The organism is Haloplanus sp. CK5-1, assembly GCF_037201915.1.
Classification (GTDB): domain Archaea; phylum Halobacteriota; class Halobacteria; order Halobacteriales; family Haloferacaceae; genus Haloplanus; species Haloplanus salilacus.
On sequence record NZ_CP147505.1, the window covers coordinates 917,092 to 934,562 of the forward strand.

Annotated in this window: 18 protein-coding genes and 1 tRNA gene; 13 read left to right on the forward strand and 6 right to left on the reverse strand. The window is 54.5% G+C overall.

Annotation, left to right across the window (positions count from 1 at the left end):
• Window positions 1–122: 122 nt before the first annotated feature.
• From NBT81_RS04850 to NBT81_RS04860, 3 genes are all read left to right on the forward strand, one after another.
• Window positions 123–1,052: a replication factor A gene (locus tag NBT81_RS04850; protein ID WP_338741438.1), complete on the forward strand. Its 930-nt coding sequence runs from the start codon at window positions 123–125 to the stop codon at window positions 1,050–1,052.
• Between the two features lies 1 nt (window position 1,053).
• Window positions 1,054–1,659, forward strand: a complete 606-nt coding sequence (locus NBT81_RS04855) for an RPA family protein (RefSeq protein WP_338741440.1) — start codon at window positions 1,054–1,056, stop codon at window positions 1,657–1,659.
• Between the two features lie 102 nt (window positions 1,660–1,761).
• Entirely contained in the window at window positions 1,762–2,169 is a 408-nt protein-coding gene (locus NBT81_RS04860) for a ribbon-helix-helix protein, CopG family (RefSeq protein WP_338741442.1), read from the forward strand.
• Here the strand turns inward: NBT81_RS04860 and NBT81_RS04865 are convergent.
• On the reverse strand, window positions 2,161–2,616 hold the full coding sequence (locus NBT81_RS04865; protein WP_338741444.1) for a DUF5814 domain-containing protein: 456 nt from the start codon (window positions 2,614–2,616) through the stop codon (window positions 2,161–2,163). The genes NBT81_RS04860 and NBT81_RS04865 overlap by 9 nt on opposite strands.
• 116 nt (window positions 2,617–2,732) lie before the next feature.
• Between NBT81_RS04865 and NBT81_RS04870 the strand changes: the two genes are divergently transcribed.
• From NBT81_RS04870 to NBT81_RS04880, 3 genes are all read left to right on the forward strand, one after another.
• Window positions 2,733–2,804, forward strand: a tRNA-His gene (locus NBT81_RS04870).
• Between the two features lie 163 nt (window positions 2,805–2,967).
• Window positions 2,968–4,074 (forward strand): site-specific integrase, encoded by a 1,107-nt coding sequence (locus NBT81_RS04875; RefSeq protein ID WP_338741446.1) that lies wholly within the window; start codon window positions 2,968–2,970, stop codon window positions 4,072–4,074.
• Between the two features lie 45 nt (window positions 4,075–4,119).
• Window positions 4,120–5,109, forward strand: a complete 990-nt coding sequence (locus NBT81_RS04880) for a hypothetical protein (protein ID WP_338741448.1) — start codon at window positions 4,120–4,122, stop codon at window positions 5,107–5,109.
• A gap of 6 nt (window positions 5,110–5,115) precedes the next feature.
• Here the strand turns inward: NBT81_RS04880 and NBT81_RS04885 are convergent, their stop codons facing one another.
• Window positions 5,116–5,694, reverse strand: coding sequence for a hypothetical protein (locus tag NBT81_RS04885; RefSeq protein ID WP_338741450.1), 579 nt, complete (start codon window positions 5,692–5,694; stop codon window positions 5,116–5,118).
• A 238-nt stretch (window positions 5,695–5,932) separates the two neighbouring features.
• Entirely contained in the window at window positions 5,933–6,142 is a 210-nt protein-coding gene (locus NBT81_RS04890; RefSeq protein ID WP_338741451.1) for a DUF2892 domain-containing protein, read from the reverse strand.
• A gap of 106 nt (window positions 6,143–6,248) precedes the next feature.
• On the opposite strand from NBT81_RS04890, the gene NBT81_RS04895 reads away from it, so the two are divergent.
• Window positions 6,249–6,566: a hypothetical protein gene (locus NBT81_RS04895; RefSeq protein WP_338741452.1), complete on the forward strand. Its 318-nt coding sequence runs from the start codon at window positions 6,249–6,251 to the stop codon at window positions 6,564–6,566.
• A 221-nt stretch (window positions 6,567–6,787) separates the two neighbouring features.
• On the opposite strand, the gene NBT81_RS04900 is transcribed toward NBT81_RS04895, so the two are convergent.
• The gene (locus NBT81_RS04900; RefSeq protein ID WP_425498735.1) at window positions 6,788–7,282 is read right to left on the reverse strand and encodes a type IV pilin; all 495 of its coding nucleotides are present in this window, start codon (window positions 7,280–7,282) and stop codon (window positions 6,788–6,790) included.
• A gap of 498 nt (window positions 7,283–7,780) precedes the next feature.
• Here NBT81_RS04900 and NBT81_RS04905 point away from each other — a divergent pair, with 498 nt between their 5' ends.
• From NBT81_RS04905 to NBT81_RS04915, 3 genes are all read left to right on the forward strand, one after another.
• On the forward strand, window positions 7,781–8,257 hold the full coding sequence (locus NBT81_RS04905) for an SWIM zinc finger family protein (RefSeq protein WP_338741454.1): 477 nt from the start codon (window positions 7,781–7,783) through the stop codon (window positions 8,255–8,257).
• Between the two features lie 452 nt (window positions 8,258–8,709).
• A complete protein-coding gene (locus tag NBT81_RS04910) occupies window positions 8,710–9,258 on the forward strand; it encodes a transcription factor (protein WP_338741456.1) in 549 nt (182 codons plus the stop codon).
• Between the two features lie 148 nt (window positions 9,259–9,406).
• The gene (locus NBT81_RS04915; protein ID WP_338741457.1) at window positions 9,407–9,646 is read left to right on the forward strand and encodes a hypothetical protein; all 240 of its coding nucleotides are present in this window, start codon (window positions 9,407–9,409) and stop codon (window positions 9,644–9,646) included.
• A gap of 35 nt (window positions 9,647–9,681) precedes the next feature.
• Here NBT81_RS04915 and NBT81_RS04920 read toward each other — a convergent pair whose 3' ends face one another.
• Entirely contained in the window at window positions 9,682–10,326 is a 645-nt protein-coding gene (locus NBT81_RS04920; RefSeq protein ID WP_338741458.1) for a TaqI-like C-terminal specificity domain-containing protein, read from the reverse strand.
• 159 nt (window positions 10,327–10,485) lie between these two features.
• On the opposite strand from NBT81_RS04920, the gene NBT81_RS04925 reads away from it, so the two are divergent.
• Window positions 10,486–11,676 carry an ISH3 family transposase gene (locus NBT81_RS04925; RefSeq protein ID WP_425498664.1) on the forward strand — a complete coding sequence of 397 codons (1,191 nt, stop codon included), beginning with the start codon at window positions 10,486–10,488 and terminating at the stop codon, window positions 11,674–11,676.
• Window positions 11,677–11,882: 206 nt separating this feature from the next.
• On the opposite strand, the gene NBT81_RS04930 is transcribed toward NBT81_RS04925, so the two are convergent.
• Entirely contained in the window at window positions 11,883–14,231 is a 2,349-nt protein-coding gene (locus NBT81_RS04930; RefSeq protein ID WP_338741460.1) for an Eco57I restriction-modification methylase domain-containing protein, read from the reverse strand.
• Between the two features lie 424 nt (window positions 14,232–14,655).
• Between NBT81_RS04930 and NBT81_RS04935 the strand changes: the two genes are divergently transcribed.
• The gene (locus tag NBT81_RS04935) at window positions 14,656–16,248 is read left to right on the forward strand and encodes a bifunctional DNA primase/polymerase (RefSeq protein ID WP_338741461.1); all 1,593 of its coding nucleotides are present in this window, start codon (window positions 14,656–14,658) and stop codon (window positions 16,246–16,248) included.
• Window positions 16,249–17,200: 952 nt separating this feature from the next.
• Window positions 17,201–17,470, forward strand: coding sequence for a hypothetical protein (locus NBT81_RS04940; protein ID WP_338741462.1), 270 nt, complete (start codon window positions 17,201–17,203; stop codon window positions 17,468–17,470).
• The last annotated feature ends 1 nt before the right edge of the window (window position 17,471 follow it).

Below are 17,471 nucleotides of genomic sequence, written 5' to 3' on the forward strand. Positions count from 1 at the left end.
TCGGGACGACGCGGTGGAGTCGCCGGATTACAGTTTCGCTCCGCTCGGCGAACTTTTTATATCACGGGGCACCAACCACCGTGTGCCTCCCGACGAGAACAACACGGAGGCGACTGAAACCAATGACGGATTTACAGACCCACGCGGAGGACATCGTAGCGCAGTTTTCGGACCACCTCGACCTCGCGGTCGACGACGTCGAGGAGCGACTCGACAACCTCGTCAACGAGTACCGGGTTCCGGTAGACGAGGCCCGCCGCAGCGTCGTGAACAGTTATCTCGACGAGGCGGGGCTGGAGCGGGACGCACTCGGCGGCGGCGACAACGCGTCGGTCGGCCTCGCCGAAATCGACCAAGACGAACAGTGGCTGGACGTGACCGCGAAGGTCGTCGAACTCTGGGAGGCACGGAGCGACTCCGTGGCACAGGTCGGCTTGCTGGGCGACGAGTCGGGCACGACCAAGTTCGTCGCCTTCGAGAGCTCCGACCTCCCAAAACTTGAGGAAGAGAGCGTTTACCGGCTGGAGAACCTCGTCACCGACGAGTACCAGGGCAACTTCTCGGTGAAGCTCAACCGGACGACGACGATCACCGAGGTCGACGACGAGATCGAGGTCGGCGACGACGCCGAGACCGTTGAGGGCGCACTGGTCGACATCCAGAGCGGGAGCGGCCTGATCAAGCGCTGTCCCGAGGAGGGCTGTACGCGGGTCCTCCAGAACGGCCGGTGTTCGGAACACGGCGACGTCGAGGGCGAGTTCGACCTCCGGATCAAGGGCGTCCTCGACGACGGCGAGTCCGTCCACGAGGTGATCTTCGACCGTGAGAGCACCGAGGCACTCACCGGGACGACCTTGGAGGAGGCAAAGGACATGGCGATGGACGCACTCGACACGACCGTCGTCGTCGACGAGATGCGCGGGGGCGTCCTCGGCCGGTACTACCGGGTGAGCGGCCCGCAGTTCGGCCGGTACGTCCTAGTCGACGAGTTCGAGCGACTGAGCGATCCGGTCGACGCCGAGGCGGCCCTCATCGAAGCGAGGTCGATCTAACATGAGCCAGGCACCCACCCGCGAAGTCGCGCGACGCGTCTTTGCCCGCGAGTTCAACGACGCGAGTCACACGTTCAAGGAGTCCGACGACGAACGCGCACCCGTCTACCTCCTCCTCCCGACGGGCGAGCGCGCGAACCGCGTGTTCCTCGTCGGCACGCTGACCGAGAAGGAGGACGTCGGCGAGGACGACGAGTACTGGCGGGGCCGCATCGTCGACCCTACGGGGACCTTCTTCGTCTACGCCGGGCAGTACCAACCGGACGCGGCGTCGACGCTCCGGGACCTCGAACCGCCCGCGTACGTCTCCGTCGTCGGCAAGCCCCGAACCTACGAGACGGACGACGGCAGCGTCAACGTCTCCGTGCGGCCGGAGTCGATCACGGCCGTCGACGCCACCACGCGGGACCGCTGGGTCGTCGAGGCGGCGACCCGGACGCTCGAACGCGTCGCCGCGTTCGACGACGAGGGCAACGAGTACGCCCGCATGGCCCGCGAGGAGTACGATCTCTCGGTCGACGACTACCGCGAGACGGCACTCGCCGCGCTCGAAGGCCTCGACGAGACGGACGAACTCGGCGGCGACGCCACGCCGGCCGAGACCTGACACCCCGGCCCGGTTCGACCGGCGTGTTCGTCGTCCCCACTCCCCGTCATTCCAGCGTCTGACAAACCGTTAAGTGAGTCGGGCCACGATGCCGTGGTGACAATGGGCAACAAAAACAAAACCATCTCGTTTCGCGTCAACGAGGACGCGTTCGAGACGCTCCGTGAAATCGCCGAAGAGCGTGATCTCTCCCTCTCGGCGGTGTTTCGCGACTACGTCGACATGCTCGTTGCCCACGACGGACAGGTCCAAGTCGTCCCCGAACACGAACTCGAAGGCGGTTCGGGCGACGGCACCAGTTTCCCGCCGAAGGTGGAGGTGCCAAAGAGCTTCGTCCGGGAGCACGAACGCCTCGAACTTGAAGCCGAGCATCTGCGCGAACAACTCGACGAGCACAAGCGCTACGTCAACCACCTGCGGGAACAGTTGGAGGAGGGCGGCGAGGACGTCATCCAACTCGAGGACCTCGACGGCGGCGAGTCGGACGAACCGTCTTTCAGACTAGGCTGACAGCGTTCGGCGCGCCTCGGCGGCGCGCCGCTCCATCTCGTCGTCCCCTTCGACGGCGGCCAGCGACTCGACCGCTTCAAGCCGTCGCACCGCTCGATCCAGAAAGGAGAGTACGTCGCCCGGGTAGGCGTACAGCATGTACTCGTCGGTCATCACGTCGACGATGGCGTCGGGGCCCATCCCCTGTGCCCGGAGGTCGAGCAGATAGCGGATGAACTGGCGTTCGGGGTAGCCGGTGTAGATGTCGTCGGCATCCGCACAGTCGAGGAAGTCGCCGGCAAAATCCAGCAGTCGGTCCCGGGTGGCGTCGTCGAGTTTGGCGAGGCCGTCGCCGCTGTAGAGTACCTCCATCGTCGCCCCCTTGAACGCGCCCTTGGGGATGGACGTGTCCAACTGGGAGACGATCTGGCGGTGGTTCTTCAGGTAGATCTTGTCGGTGATGGCCACTGGCGGCGGGTAGGCCGCCCCGAGACTAAAACGTCCCGACTCGACCGTGTGCCCCCTCTCCACACCGGTCGCGAGTCGTAACCTACTTCACTCACACCGCAGTACCGTGAGTCGTGTCCGGGTTAGGGTAGTGGTTATCCTTCAGCCTTGTGGAGGCTGAGACGCGGGTTCGATTCTCGCACCCGGACTTGATTTTTCGGTTCTCACCATCCTCTACCATCGGTTTTCGCTGTCGCCAATGGAGTGAACTGAACCAATGCTCAAAGACAGCGGAGAAAGTACGAAGATACGACCCGACGCCGTATTGCGATTAGCAACCTCTCGGGACAAATACAAATCAGGGGTGAACGCATGAGCCTTCCCGACGACGTTCCCCTCGTAATCAATCCTGACCGCGAGTACCTCAATGCTCGCCAACTGGAAGACTACAGACAACACCGTGAAAACGTGCTTGAATGGCTGTATGCCAAAGGAAAGAACCCCGACCGACAGGAAGGCTACAGTCATGCTGTGACGCGTAATATGGCGTACCGCGTTAGCAAAATCTATCGCTGGTTGTGGGAGCGCAAAGGTCGTTACACGACGAACCTTTCCCACGACCACGCCGACGCCTACATTAGAGAACTCGCCGGAAAAGATTGGAAAAACTCGAACAAGGCACAGTACGTCAAAGCACTCAAGCGGCTATTCAAGTGGAAACGTCATGAGCGCAATAGCGACCAATGGGAACCAGAGATTACATTCCATCCGTCGTCAGAAGAATATCAACCACAGGATTTCTTCACTCTTAAAGAGCGAAAGCGACTCCGTGAGGCGTCCTTAGAATACGGGTCTGTCCCCGCCTACGGGAATCTTAGTCCCGAGGAACGGAGTCGATGGAAAGCGTATCTCGCACAACGCTTCGAGAAGCCGAAAGACGAGGTGAAGCCCGATGATTGGGGACGAGCAAATTCGTGGAAGATTCCCTCACTTGTGGCGGTTAGTCTTGACGCTGGGTTTCGTCCTATCGAGGTGGAACGGACGACCGTCTCGTGGGTCGACACGCAAAATGCGGTGTTGCGAATCCCGAAAGACGAATCCTCGAAGAACCGCGAGAACTGGACAGTCAGTATCCGAAACCAGACAGCCCGTGCGCTGGCGAACTGGATACAGGAACGAGAGAACTACGCGAAGTACGATGATACCGACACCCTATGGCTCACTCGGCGTGAAAATCCGTATCAGTCCGAGAGTCTGAACTACATCCTGAAGCGCCTTTGCGAAGAGGCTAACATCGACACGGCCAATCGCTCGCTGTCGTGGTATTCGATTAGACACTCTACCGGAACTTACCTAACCCACTTCGAGGATTTAGGTGCCGCGAAGGCCCAACTACGCCACAAGTCGGAACGGACGACCATCAAGTACGATAACGCGCCGCTTGAAGAACGCCGGGACGCCCTTGATAAGATGGGGTGATACGCTCACCTGAACGTTTTACCCCGCTCGTTCGTACCCCGTCATGTGAGTTTCAATTCCACGTGGCACAATCTACTCGATAACGTCGAAGAACTCCCGTCAGACGCAACTCTCGTCACCCCACTTTCGCGGAAGGTGTTTCGCGTCACCGACGTACAGGAACACCGAGTTCTGATTCAGTATCGGGACGACGATGAAACGATTCCACTTCAGAAAGAGCAATTCGAGACGCTATATCGTCGTATCCAAGACGCACATGGTGAGTTTGACCTTGACCGTCTTCCTATGGACGCCGAACCTTACGCGACTGTGCTATCCTTACATCCGCGTTTCGAGGTGGACGACCGTGAGGGGACGCTGACAGAGAGCGACCAGTCTACCGGCTCGCCGTTGGTGGAAGCCCAAGGAGATACTGACGACGCCGACGAAGAGCGTGAAGAGCCGGACGTGGACGTTTATGCCGACTCTCTTTTGCTTATCGACGCCCTCGAACGCCATGATGTGACCACGCTTGAAGACGTAGAGACGCCGGGGCTGGTTAACCTCTATACATTGCTATCGGATGTTCAGCGGAATGCAAACGACCTACGGAAGGACATTCGGAGTGTCTTGCTTGACCGGCTTCACCACCACCGGCCTATATCCGGCCAGTTCGGTTCTGTCCAACGGACGAGTCGTCGGAATCGGTCGCTGAAAGACGACGAGATAGTGTTGAACACGTTTGAGGCCGCCGGGATTGAACGTGAACGGCTGACAACCGTCGATTCGGGGAAAGTGGATGAAGCGCTTGATGTGACCGAGATTTCCGAGACAGACGTGTACGACGTATCGAAGAGCGAGTACGTTCGGAAGGCCGACGTTGACGAAGAGGAGAAAGAGACGCGCCTTCAGGGACTCAAAGACCAACTCGCGGCCACCGAAGGCGAGGAAGGCGACGAACTCCGCGAAGAGATTGAGGAACTGGAAGACAGAATCAACGAACTGACCGAGTTCCGTTCGGGTCGGTCGTTCCACGAATCCGCTACTGGCGGATAGGTATCCTCACCGGAGATGTTCGAGAATTTGCAAAATCCGAAAGCCGAGTTCCCCGTAGTCCTTCTCCGTTTCCCCCGCTTTCTCTCGTAGCGCTTCTATTCGCCCGGTGTATGCCTTGTTAATCACCAGTTCGAGTTCCGCCCCGGTTTCTCGTTCAAACTGGTCGGCCATATCGTACAGTCCGCTCAATAGATATTTCTCGTCTCGATTTCCCGGTACCACTGGACTCCATAACTCGAAAACGTAGGAGTCAGCGGAATCGAATAAGTCCAGAACATACTCTCTATCCGCGTTGAATTTCCGCCAAAGACGCTCAATTGTATACTGGTAGCCGTCGTTTCCATATTCAGCCCATCGGTCAGTATCGGTTGTTCCAGAGTAGAGCAATCCGTCGATGTGAGTTACAACTTCGCAAGTGTAGACGACTTGTTTTCCCTCGTCTGTGTTGTCCACACCGATTACGTCAATTTCTATTTGATTGCCTTCTTCGTTGGAACGCTGATTGTAGGTAACTAACTCGCACTCTTCTATCAGTCGAAGATACGAGCCGACGAGAAGTTCACCAGATTCCGGCTGTTCCGTCATACTCTCTTGGCGTATGGCTCTCTGAAAAGAATTTCTTCGATGAACTTCGCTGGCCCTTCGTTTGTAGTCGTGAGCGCCGTGAGTAGGCTGTGAACGTGGTTGGTACTGGTACGAGTGGTTCTTAGCGTCGTATCTGATTCGCCCTTACAGCCGTTCAGCGGCTCTGTGTGCTATGATAATTCTATAATTATCCTAAATCGAACGCGCTAACAGGGGTCTAACTGGCTCTGGAAGGCGTCTACTCGTCGGTCGTGTCGATACCGAGTGCCTCGTTAGTCCCACAGAAGCACGTCGTCGCGTTGAACCCGAATCCGAGCGCTCCAACGAGAGCCAACAGTCCGGTCTTGCGTTTGCCCTTCTTCAGTGTACTAATCGCCACGATAGTCAGTACAACGGCGAGCAATGAGCGGACGAGTCGGTCGCGGCCACCGACGTTCTTTTCGGCCATATCCGGATTGTAGGACGTGTCGAACTTGTACCTTTTCTCGCTGAACAGATAGTTCGTCTGACAGAGTGAGAAAAGATTATTACTATTTGATGTTGTATTCTCTTCAATGAGCAACTCACTACCACCCAACTTTTTCGAGAGTCTGACACAAAAGCAAGAGGCACTGCTAACTGTACTGGTTGATAGCAATACGGAGTATACCTCGGGAGAAAAGATACGCGAACAAACGAGAAATGAATACGAGTTTGATGTACCTGACCATCCCGGTGCCACTGCGGGCGTTGTAGCGGGATTTACTAATCGATATTCCAAGCAATTCAGCGTCAACTTGGTTCCGGCTCGGGGCGTTGAAGGGAAGAAAGGACACTACGAGTTCAAACTCGGAGAGACATATACTGACGAAATCCGCGACCGACTCGGATAGGTTTGTACCGTCAAGAGTGTCGTGATAGCATGTGGCCCGTGATTGCTGGCTGACTGTGATGGGGTATTCTCTCTGTGGCAATTCTAAGGCCGGTAAGCGGTTCCAAGAGCGGGGCCGTGGTATCGCCATGTTAACATACTATTCTCTCGGAGCCGTCTCGCGGTCGTGGGCGGTGGCGAGTCAGCATTTGTGAGTGTGGGATAGAACGAGTCTGTAGTCACCTACGTCACGGTCAGCGTTTGCTCAATCACGACCGAGTTCGTCGGCGTGTGGACAACACGGACAGTAATACTCTCGCCACTATTGAGTTCACATTCGGAACTGGCTAATCGGAACGTGGCGGTTTCGCCTGCTGTCCACTCCCCGTCAGCCTCGCCAATTGGCCCACCTACTGAGTTATATGAGTTGTCGAAAATATCGTCGCCACGAACGTACTCGCTCGTCGGTACGGGGTCGCCGCCACTTGCTGGTAAGTTCACTAATCGACCGGATTTCCCACAGGCGTCCTGTGCATTGACGGCAATTTCGAGGTTGGAAGCGGATAGCGTGTCACCTGCGATATGAGTTATATTCACTTTTCCACCATTGTTTCCGTCTTGTGTCACAAGTTCACCGCTTGACTGACCAACGATTGGGCCGGGTTGATTAACGTCGTCGGTAAACCCGAGTGCAAACACCGAGATTACAGAAGCGAGTATCACTACGATAGCGACCATTAGGATGTTCGCTATAACCGGTGAAACGGCTCGTGACGACGAACTCACTATATTTCCTTGTTCAATATCTTGATACTAATTCGTTCGGATTTACTGTGAACTTAACGCGGCGGAACTCGAACCCGACGACGGAGAGTAATACCGGTCGGCTATTCGTTCTCTATTCAGCCATGAGCGGGTGTATTGACGGCTCTAACTTGACTTTCGGAGATAGCCGTACCGCCAGCAAGCCGAGAGAGCGACGTGAGCGCACTGTGAGCGTGGTCGCCACCCGAGCGAGTGTGTTGGGGCGTCAATTATGATGGGCGTTGTGCGGCGCTGTAGGACTGTGTGAGGGCGTTCTAATTCCCTGTGGTAATCAATATTATCTTATAAATGCGCAAGAATAATAAGTTTATAGAACGTAGTATATAGTAGGTACACTGCCTCTTCGGGGCGATTTCGGTAAAAGCCCGCCTGATGGAACAGGCAGGCAGTGGCCTTCGGAGATGAAAGCCAATGAAAACTATCGACGCCGAGAGACTTGAGAGTACCGACCTTGACCAGCGCGACGTTCGCGCCCTAACGGAGTATATGACGACGCTTCCGCTCGGGGGAGAGGTGTACTCCGTGACGACACAGAGCGGGTCAGAGTACCGTGTAGACGCCGTTGAAGACCGGTGTACCTGTCCTGACGCCGAGTACAACCTACCAACCGACGATGGTCGCAAGCGGTGTAAGCACGCCGCGAGGGTCGCCTTCGCCACGGGAGAGCGACCGATTCCGGCATGGGTCGACGCCGACGAGGTAGACGCCCAGCTGGGGGAACACGTCGAAGGTACGCCGAAGGTCGCCATGACCGACGGTGGCGTGACGTTGGCCTCGTTCGCTACCGAGGAAGATGACGAAGATGGGTGCTGGTGCGACGGGCATGATATGCCGTGTTTCGACTGTTACAACGCCGGTCGCCGTGACCTTCCGGGTGAAGACGAATGACGGACACTCCGAGGTGTCCCGGTTGCGATAGGGAACTCGAATACGGAGCGTTGTTGGACTGTGTGACCGGCCAGCGCGGATGGGCCTGTAACGAGTGTAACACGGCCTACTCGTCGCTTGAGGTGGGTCAATGAGCCGGCTGTCTCCGGCGGCGGCTCTGAACGGCGTACAGTGTGGGAACGTGTGTTCCGGCTGTCATCGGGGAATTCGGACGGGTGATAAGGCTATCGCGTATGGAACTTACTACGACGGCGACGGCTGGATTGTCAGACGAGTGTGGTGTTCGGATTGCGGGAAGACGACTATCGGATTACCGACCGACGGTGCTGACGAGGTAGTGGTGGAAGCCGTATATTGGCGGTCAGGGCTGGTCGGTGCCAAGACCGTGGACCGGAGTCGGCCCTGACACAGACCAACCGAGTTTATATTTGACAGTCGTCTTTATCGAAATAGTGGTAGAGCCAACTGTCGCAAACGTTGTCGGGACAATCAATTTCCAGCGGGAGATTGCCTTGGACGCTCTTGCCGATACGTTCTCCCAGCGTGACGAGATTACTGACGTGACCTACGAACCCGGCGAAAACCATTGGCTACAAACTCATTTTGCGCCCGACGATACCTATGTCCCATTTTATCGGAGTGGCAAATGTTCTATTGTTGGTGGTAACTCTGTCGAACATTTCTACGAAGTGGCCGAGCGGGTCAATAACGTTATGCGAGACATTCTTGAGTTAGAGTACGAACCACAGGTAGAAATCAGTAACATCGTTGCTACTTGGGATACTGGTTCCCCGATTTCATTAGAGGCCCTCACAATCGAACTTGGAATGACTCAAACCGAGTACGAACCAGAACAATTCCCCGCACTCATGTATCGGGGAGAAGATTACGTGATACTGGTATTTTCGAGCGGCAAAGTTCTCTGCACCGGCTTAAGTAACCTTGACGACGTAACTGATGCGATTGAGGATATGGTATCCCGGCTTCAAGCGGTCGTGTAATCACAAGTCTTCTTCGCTAAAAATCAACTTCGCGCCGTTCTCTTCAAGTCACTCGGCAATCACATTATCGTCGGAGATAGGTTTTCAGACTACAGTATCATGATACTTGAGAAAACCATTTTAACTCAACACGCCCACTATTCCGATAATGGCACGAACAGTGAATATTGAGGTAATTTGTGATTCAGATAGCGAAGGTGGGATTGAGACGTTCGGTGTTGCTTCCGAACACAGGCCTGACTTACCGGAGCCGTTTAATAACTCACTTCAGGAATGGGTTCGAGAGAATTTCGAGAATGAACTTGATAAAGGTCAAACAATTTCTGAAGCGGGCGAGATGGTGTATGAGCCTAATGGCGGAATCATAGAGTTTCGGACGAAAGATTAGTCAAGTAGACGCGGTATTCCTCTGTATCCAACAAATTAATTATCCCCGCCAGCATCAGGGAACAGTTCGCGCACTATTCGGAGCCGCTGAAGTTTCTTGAGTTCGTTCCAAATCCTTGGTCGCTTTTCTTTGGGAATCCCGTACAGGTCTAACACCGCACGCTCAATTTCCCAATCCAAGTCCTCGTCTATCTGTTCATCGTCATCGGTGGCGCTCTTCACCAAGTCTACAAACTCGTCGTAGGCTTTCTTTTCATCAGGGTCGTCAAAGTCAACAGCGGGGATAGGGAGCGACATGATGAAACTCTGTGGGTGGCGAGGATAAGATTGCCATTCGACAATCCCCTTCGTCTTGGAATAGTAGTAGAGCATGGCCCGTGAGTTCAGGAAGCCGAGGAAATACTCAACGTCATACTGGTCAAATGGTTCGTCCTTCTCTTCCGCCGGTCGAAAGGACATTACAGATTTCAAACATCTGTCGTCAGTATAGTCAACTGTTGCATAGAATCCTACCCCGGCCTCACGAATGAGCAACTTGGGGGGTTCAAACCGCCATGCGTCCTTCAGTCCTATCCCTTCCACATCGGCGTCAATGTAGGCATTATCGGTAGTTCGGTACCGGTTGACGTGTTCTCCAAAGTAAATCGGCGTATCACTCTCTTTTGTAGGCTCTTCTTTCACGATTCGACGAGTAGCAATAGCGTCCTCAAATTCAAACTCTTCTCCACAGTCGCTAGTTGTCCACTCTGGCTCAAGAGACCAGTTTCTGACACGTAGTGATTAGAATGACGCGACTGAATCAGTCGCCTGATTCAGCCGCTGCCCGGATTCCTGTGTGTGATGGAGTTCCCAAGACTCAAACGCATCCTCACAGATCCGGACGAGTACATTTCGAGCAGCCAGTTGAAGTCTCTTAGCATGGAGTTGCTTGAGCTGATACCGATGGAAGGAATCGAGGGCTCCGGCCTCGATTCCGAGGAAATCATGGAAGTCGTCTTACGAGCTGCTGTTGACACAACCTCCGTCAACGGTGTCACGACGAACACTGAGGACACGCCAAACCGCGAGCCAGTGATGGACTGGTTGCACACCTTGGAGAAAGAGCCGATGCTTGATGCTGTCAACGATATCCTCGCACTGGTGGCGATGACGGTTCTCGACCGCGGCGGGTCGAGAACCATCTGTCTGGACTTCATGGACAATCCGTTCCACGGTCATCCAGACGACGAGGACGAGTTCAGGAGAATGGAAGCACGAGATGGAACCACGAAGTGTCACCGGTACTGTACTGCGTTCGTCATCGCGCAGGGAAAGCCACTCACACTGGCGGTTGAACCAGTTGACGGCGAGGACAGCAAGGCCGACGCGGTCGAGCGCGTGCTCGCCCGCGTCGAAACATACCCATTCGAGACCGACCAGATCCTCATGGACAGGGACGCCTTTGTCGGGGAGTTAATCGGTATTCTTCGGGAGACAGCACCGCCAGTCTTTCCGGTCATAACCCGGAAAGACTCGCTCCGGAAGAAACTCTCCAAGGCCGCGTCACACATGACCGAAGAGACGATTTGCGAAGGGAAAGAGCACGAACAGACGTATCCACTGGCGGTGAACGTTACCTATCAGAACGGTGACCGCGGAAAGTCTGGTGTGAAAGCGACAGGATACGCGGCGTACGGTCTGGAAGACCGCACGCCCGCGCAAGTCGCTACGACCTACAACAAGCGTTCACGGATAGAGAAGAGCTACGAGAAGTTCCGAGAAGCGCGTGCCCTGACAACAACGCCATCGACGACAATCCGGCTGTTCTACGTGGGCGTGGGGTTTCTGTTAGAGCAGTTGTGGCTCGTGTTACAGTGGGCCGTGCTCGCCCGACCACGGCGGGGCGGGCGAGCACTTCCGAAAACATTCGCGTTTGGTGACGCGTTTTTGCACGGGATCGAACGGGTGTTAGACGACGAACTCGGCTGGAAAGAGAAGTACCGGACTAACGGAGAAGGACTGCCAGCAGGATACGAACACGGACTCGGTTGAGCCGCCTCGCTTCGGCGAAGCGAGGCTGGCGAACAGCGACAGCTGTCTTCGGAGATCAGTCTGAACGACAACTACAGCCAAAACAATCCAGATTTGTGACTCTTCCTCAACTCTCCGTGGCGTCAGATGTGTACTTCGTCTCGTATCAGCGTCCTTACCGTGTTAGACCGGACTCTTGTTGCCGCCGCCATCAAGAGAGTGGACAACTAGCGACAGTGGTCACACGTCTTTGAGTAATAGCCCCCACCTTTCGATTCGGCTCGTTTTCGCGGAAACGGACTCCATTCCGTACAATATGGACACTGTAGTATCTCCCCCTCACGCCCCGTTTCGTCACCACGACCGTTATCGGCAACCTCTGACCAATCTACCGTGTCCGCTTCCATCGTGTCCAGAATCTCATGGTCGTCCTCACCGGCCCAAATATCAAACACATAGTCCTCGTTTTCAGTAAACCGCCGCTGTTTTGTAACGTGCTTCTTTGTCTGAATGATACTCAATAAGGCTTCTCCACCTGTTCCAAGTATTTGATTGCGGTCTTCTTTTTGAAGTAGACTCACCTCAACATCGTGGTCTGATTGTGCTTCTCGGTTCGTGTATTGTACAATAGCGGTAGCCGCGAAAACACTGTCAAAAATTCCTTCCCCCAATTTGTGAACTCTATCTAACTGATGGTCATCCACCAACCAGCGCCGTAGAGGAACAGAATCCTCGTTGAAGATACTGTCCGGAATAATGAACCCGAGAGTACCGTCTTCTCTCAACAGGTCGTCTCCTAATTCTAAAAAGAGTTCATAAGAATCGTATCGGCCCTCGGCCAGTTCATACCCTTTGTCGCTTTTGAGCCACGCGTCGTATTCTTCTATTTCAGCACCCCACGGTGGATTGCCGACAATCACGTCAAAGCCCCCTCGTTCCTCAAAGATGTGGTCAAACTTCTCTTCCCATTCAAACGCACCCATTTCTTCGGCTTCCTCTACTGTAATATCGAAAATATCAGCCACTTCCTCGGGCGACCCGTTCAACAGGCTGTTCCCGGTGCGAATGTTGTCTTCGAGTATCGCTGGTAGTTTCTCGTTCTTTTCCAGTGCCTTCAATAGAAGATTAACCGTCGCAATTTCGGTCGCCTGATAGTCCAAGTCCACTCCGAAGATGTTGTTCCGAAGGATATGCCGCTTGTAGTCGGACGGCACTGTTTGGGCCGCTGAATACTCTTGTATGCCCATATCCCCGTTCACTGACCGAACCAGTGACCGGAACTCCTCGTAAGCGTCTACCAGCAAGTCAAACGATTTAATCAGGAAACTACCGCTCCCACACGACACGTCCAAGACAGCAATATCCTCAATAGCGTTGAACTCGTCACGGGCGGCTTCAAAATTCGGCTCGTCACCTTCCAACTCCTCTCGCACCCTTGCCATTATATCGTCAATCCGGTCACCCAATACGCTCTCAACGATGTATTCAACCACCGGAACTGGCGTATAGTAGATACCTTCTTCTTGACGTTCATCCGGGTTTTCAACCAGTTCCAAGTCCTCGGATTTGTCCTCAATAGCATGACCAAGGTAGTCCTCGTAGATGTTCCCGAGTACGTCGGCGTCGATATACGAGAAGTTGTAGTCGTACAACGAGTCGATAGTATCTAACAGTACTTTGTTTGAAATTTCGTAGTCTTCGCATTGATGTTCCGCGAACAACTCCGAATTGTAGACTGAATCGAAATCTCGGAACGCGTTTTTTAGGTCACGAACCAGTGTCCGTACGTCGGGATTAATCGTGGTCTGTTTCCAAGACTCGGACATATTCAGCAACGTGTCCGCTGGAATGACCCCACGGTCTTCCGAGACTCTCATAACCACTACCCGGTCTAAAATCCTCTGTACACTGTCTCGAAGGTCTTCCATTGATAGGTCAGAATGGGAGTCATGTATGTCCTGTGTAAGACGCCGACGTGCTTCAGATAGAACATTCAGAATTTCTTCGGTGACTGTCTCACGCTCTCGCGTTCTTTCCAATCGTCCAAGTGACCCGTCCGCGACAGCGGCTTTAGAGAGATTTGCCAGTCGCTCAAATCCATCTTCAGATGTGTATTCATCCGCTGAAAGAGTGAAGACCAGCCCGCTTTCGAGGTCATCTTTGCTGACGTGCGTAAAGTAGAGTCGGAGTTCCTCGAAGTTGGTCAAGACGGCCCAATCACACCCTTGGTGCCATGCGTAGTCTATCGCCTGTTCGACGTAAGACTGGGTTTCGCCACTACTGACCCGACGACTCCCGTCAAGGTCTTCCGAGAACGACTTTGCCTCAATGAAGAACTGTTCGCGTCCATTGAGACTCAATGCGTAGTCGGCTTCCCCGACAAGTGTCCGCTGTTCAGGTTTCACTTGGTCGGTCGTCGTATCCCACCCGAGCGCTCGAAGAAGGGGATTAATGAATTGCTGTCGGACGGCGGCTTCCTTCATTTGCTTCCGCTCGTGGGGAGAATGAGATTGGTAGCCGTCTACCAAATCCTGTATGGCGTCCTTGTCAATGTCTTCAGTTTGTTGAACGCTCATATACGAAGTTATCGTCACTCCGAATCCTCATCTTATCAAACCATCGTAAGCCGACATAGACGAGACGGTCTACACCCATTCGACCTGACTGACACCGACGACCGCGAGGTTGTCAAAGAGTTCTTCGCGTATTCTGACTCGGTTGGCCGGTCGCTCTTTCAGTAGCCCTATTAGCGAACTCTGTCCGTCATTTTCTGTCAGTACCCCTATTAGAAACATTCCAGAATAGGGAATAGACGGGCTGATAGGCTCGTTAACGACAGATACGGCGTGTCACTTTTGACCCTCGAAATCGAAGTGTATTGTAACGACAACTTCAGTCGCGCCACTATGGAAGATTGCTCCAAGGGACGGAATAAGAAGGGGAGATTGAGTATTGGATTGCCCTTCCTGTAGACGACGGTTGTCGTGGACGAGTACGACAATGAACGATAGTAGCCCTGTCCGCAAAAGAGTATCGAACACACAGAAAACGCACGGTTCGCGTCCTGTCCCGTACTATCGAGACGGGGTAGTAGAATTTGCTGTTCCCGATAAGCCAATTGAGACTCGCGCTCGGATACGCGAAGAGCAACGAAACCGGCGTGGTGATTACGCTCCCCGACTCTCGAACCGTCAGTGCGACCACGACGCGCACCAGAATCCGAAGTGCGTCTGTAACTGCACTGATTCCGAACGTGCTGAATTGCTCCGTGATTACCTACAGGTTTTGGCACAGTATGGATGGAACTCACCCCGACTCATGCCGGTCGGTTCGGAAGGCAAAGCGCCCTATATTGCTGAACGCCACATTGGCCTCACACAGCCCAAAATCCGCGACTTGCTCTACACCCCTCAAGAAGCAATAGAAGCCGTTAAAACCGGCGCTATCGGCTTCTGTCTGTATGCTGACCGACCCGAACACAACACCAAGGAACTGGTCTTTTTCGACCGTGACGAACCTGACAGGTGGCCCAACATTGGTGAGACGGTTCGCGTAGTCTCCGGTTCGGGAACTGGCGACCATCTGACTTTCTCCGCTAACGGTGAGATTGAAAATGCGAAGGGCAAAGGCAATTTGTCGGGAATCGGTTCGGTGCGAGGGCCTAACTGGTTCGTAGTTCTTCCCGGCTCGGTACATCCGACCGGTGGTATCTACCACATGGCCGAGAATCCCGGCATGGCCGAACTGTCGCCCGAGCAACTCCCAAGAGAGTTACAGAAGGGTGCGCTCCCTCAATCCGAACTACCGGACGGTGTAGTATCTGGTGCTACGTCGAATTTTAATCCGAACGCCAGCCTTCCGTCGGGGTTCTCCGCGAACGACGTAACGAACGATATTGGAATCCCACTCGAAGACGTGCGACAGGTATCTACGTGGCTGAACTACCTACTGACGTTTATCGAGCCGAACGGCTACGACAGTTTGAGCGAAGCCGACCAAGCGACGGTTCGGTACTTACTGATTTGGCGATTCGAGCCGACCGACATTGCCCGTATCCTTCGGGACTGTCGCGACCGTCGCGGTCGGGTAGACCGAGAAGACCACCCACACAAACTATGGCGCGACGGCTATGTCGAGCGAACAATCACGAACACAGGAATCCCGTATCAGGTTGACTCGGACTTGGGAAAAGCGCTTGTAGAAGACGCAATGGAAACGAAGGGGCGTAGGCCTTCAGCCGGGTCGAAATCACTTCGAGAAGTTCGAGACGCATTTCGGAACCTTGGGAACGAACTGACGACCACCGAGATAGTCGAAAGTTCATACGTGGGTTGGCGTGGCTCGAAGAAGGAATCCGTCAAAAGGCGCGTCGTTCGGTGCTTCGATATTTTCGATACCGCCGGGTATATTGAGTGGGAGAAAGACGGACGACAGAACATCTACATTGAAGAAGGACTCACCAACCTACGGATACCGGGTGACTACGAATGGTGCCAGCGAACGGCGGCACTGATGGGCGAAGAAATCGACTCCGCTGATATGGGTATCGAGAGTGAGCGAGACGAACGTGCAACGAAGCGGAGCAACACGTAACTACACACTATTGTCCTTCCCCCCCTCTCCCCGTCTCTTTTTCCCTATGTGTATCTGTGTCCGATATTAATCTCGTTGACATTACGTAGAAGGCACTAATAGGGATAATGAGAGAGCCGCCGAACCCGACCCGCTAAATATTAGGTTGGAATGTGGGACTCCGACCGTGGCGTTCTGAAATCGACACCCGGGGGGTGTTTCAGAGAACCTACTGGGGGCGTCTATAGACTTATCAGATTATAATACAAAAACGGCAATCTTCTGAAATAGGTGGCGGACTCTGAACGGTGACCCTCACCTGTTTGACCCGGTGCCTGAAAGGGAATTACCTTCGCTCTATGGCTTTCTAAGGCCGTCTAAGATGGACACAGAAAACCATAGCGACCCCCTGTAGCCCATACGGATTGTCTCTCTGGTAGGGTGGGTCTGTCATTAGACGCCTGTCAGCCCTGTCATAGAGCCGAGAGTACCCACCAGTAAGCGTCGTCGGCTCCCTACAGAGACGGGGGTCAGGGGGACACAGGCGTCAGGGGGTCAGGGATACCCGGAGCGACTGGGGGAGTCCCCCGGCCAGTCCCGGTGGGGGTCGGGGGTCGTGGGCGTCGAAAAATATCTGAAGCACTCTCCGACTGTCTCGATATTGTATTTTCGCGGGGTGACGACCGCGTTCGTGGCCCATACAGGCTGTTCAGGCCGGTCGTGAGGGACACCTTCGACGGCGTGTTCCACTCGTCGGCGTCGGGCTTCGACGGCGACAGGGGCGGACTGGTGGGCGAGAATAGGCCCTATGACCGTCGTTGGAAGGGTGCGCTCATAGCGGTCGGCGTAGACACGGCTCTTTAGTAGTTAACAGGCGGTTCTACGATACTGACTCTCTCCGTTCACGAACTACAAAGCCCCGACCTTCGCTGTGCCTGACCTTTTTTGCGGTGGTCTACGTCGCATTTCATGTATGGCAAAGCAACTGTCAGAACTTCCCGATGGAACCGGTGTACGGTTTAATTACCTACAAGAAACCGGATTTCAGTTCGTGACCGAGGTTCAAGATGGACAGGTCATAGACCCGAACGGTGACAAACGCTCACCAAATGGAGCCGCCCGAGAGGTTGATAAAAGAATCCGCGGTGAAGACTCTCGTCCGTCCGATACTGGTTGGGGTACGAGTGAGTATTGGGAGTGTTTCACGAAGAACGGATGGGAAGAGATTCACTCGGACGGATAAC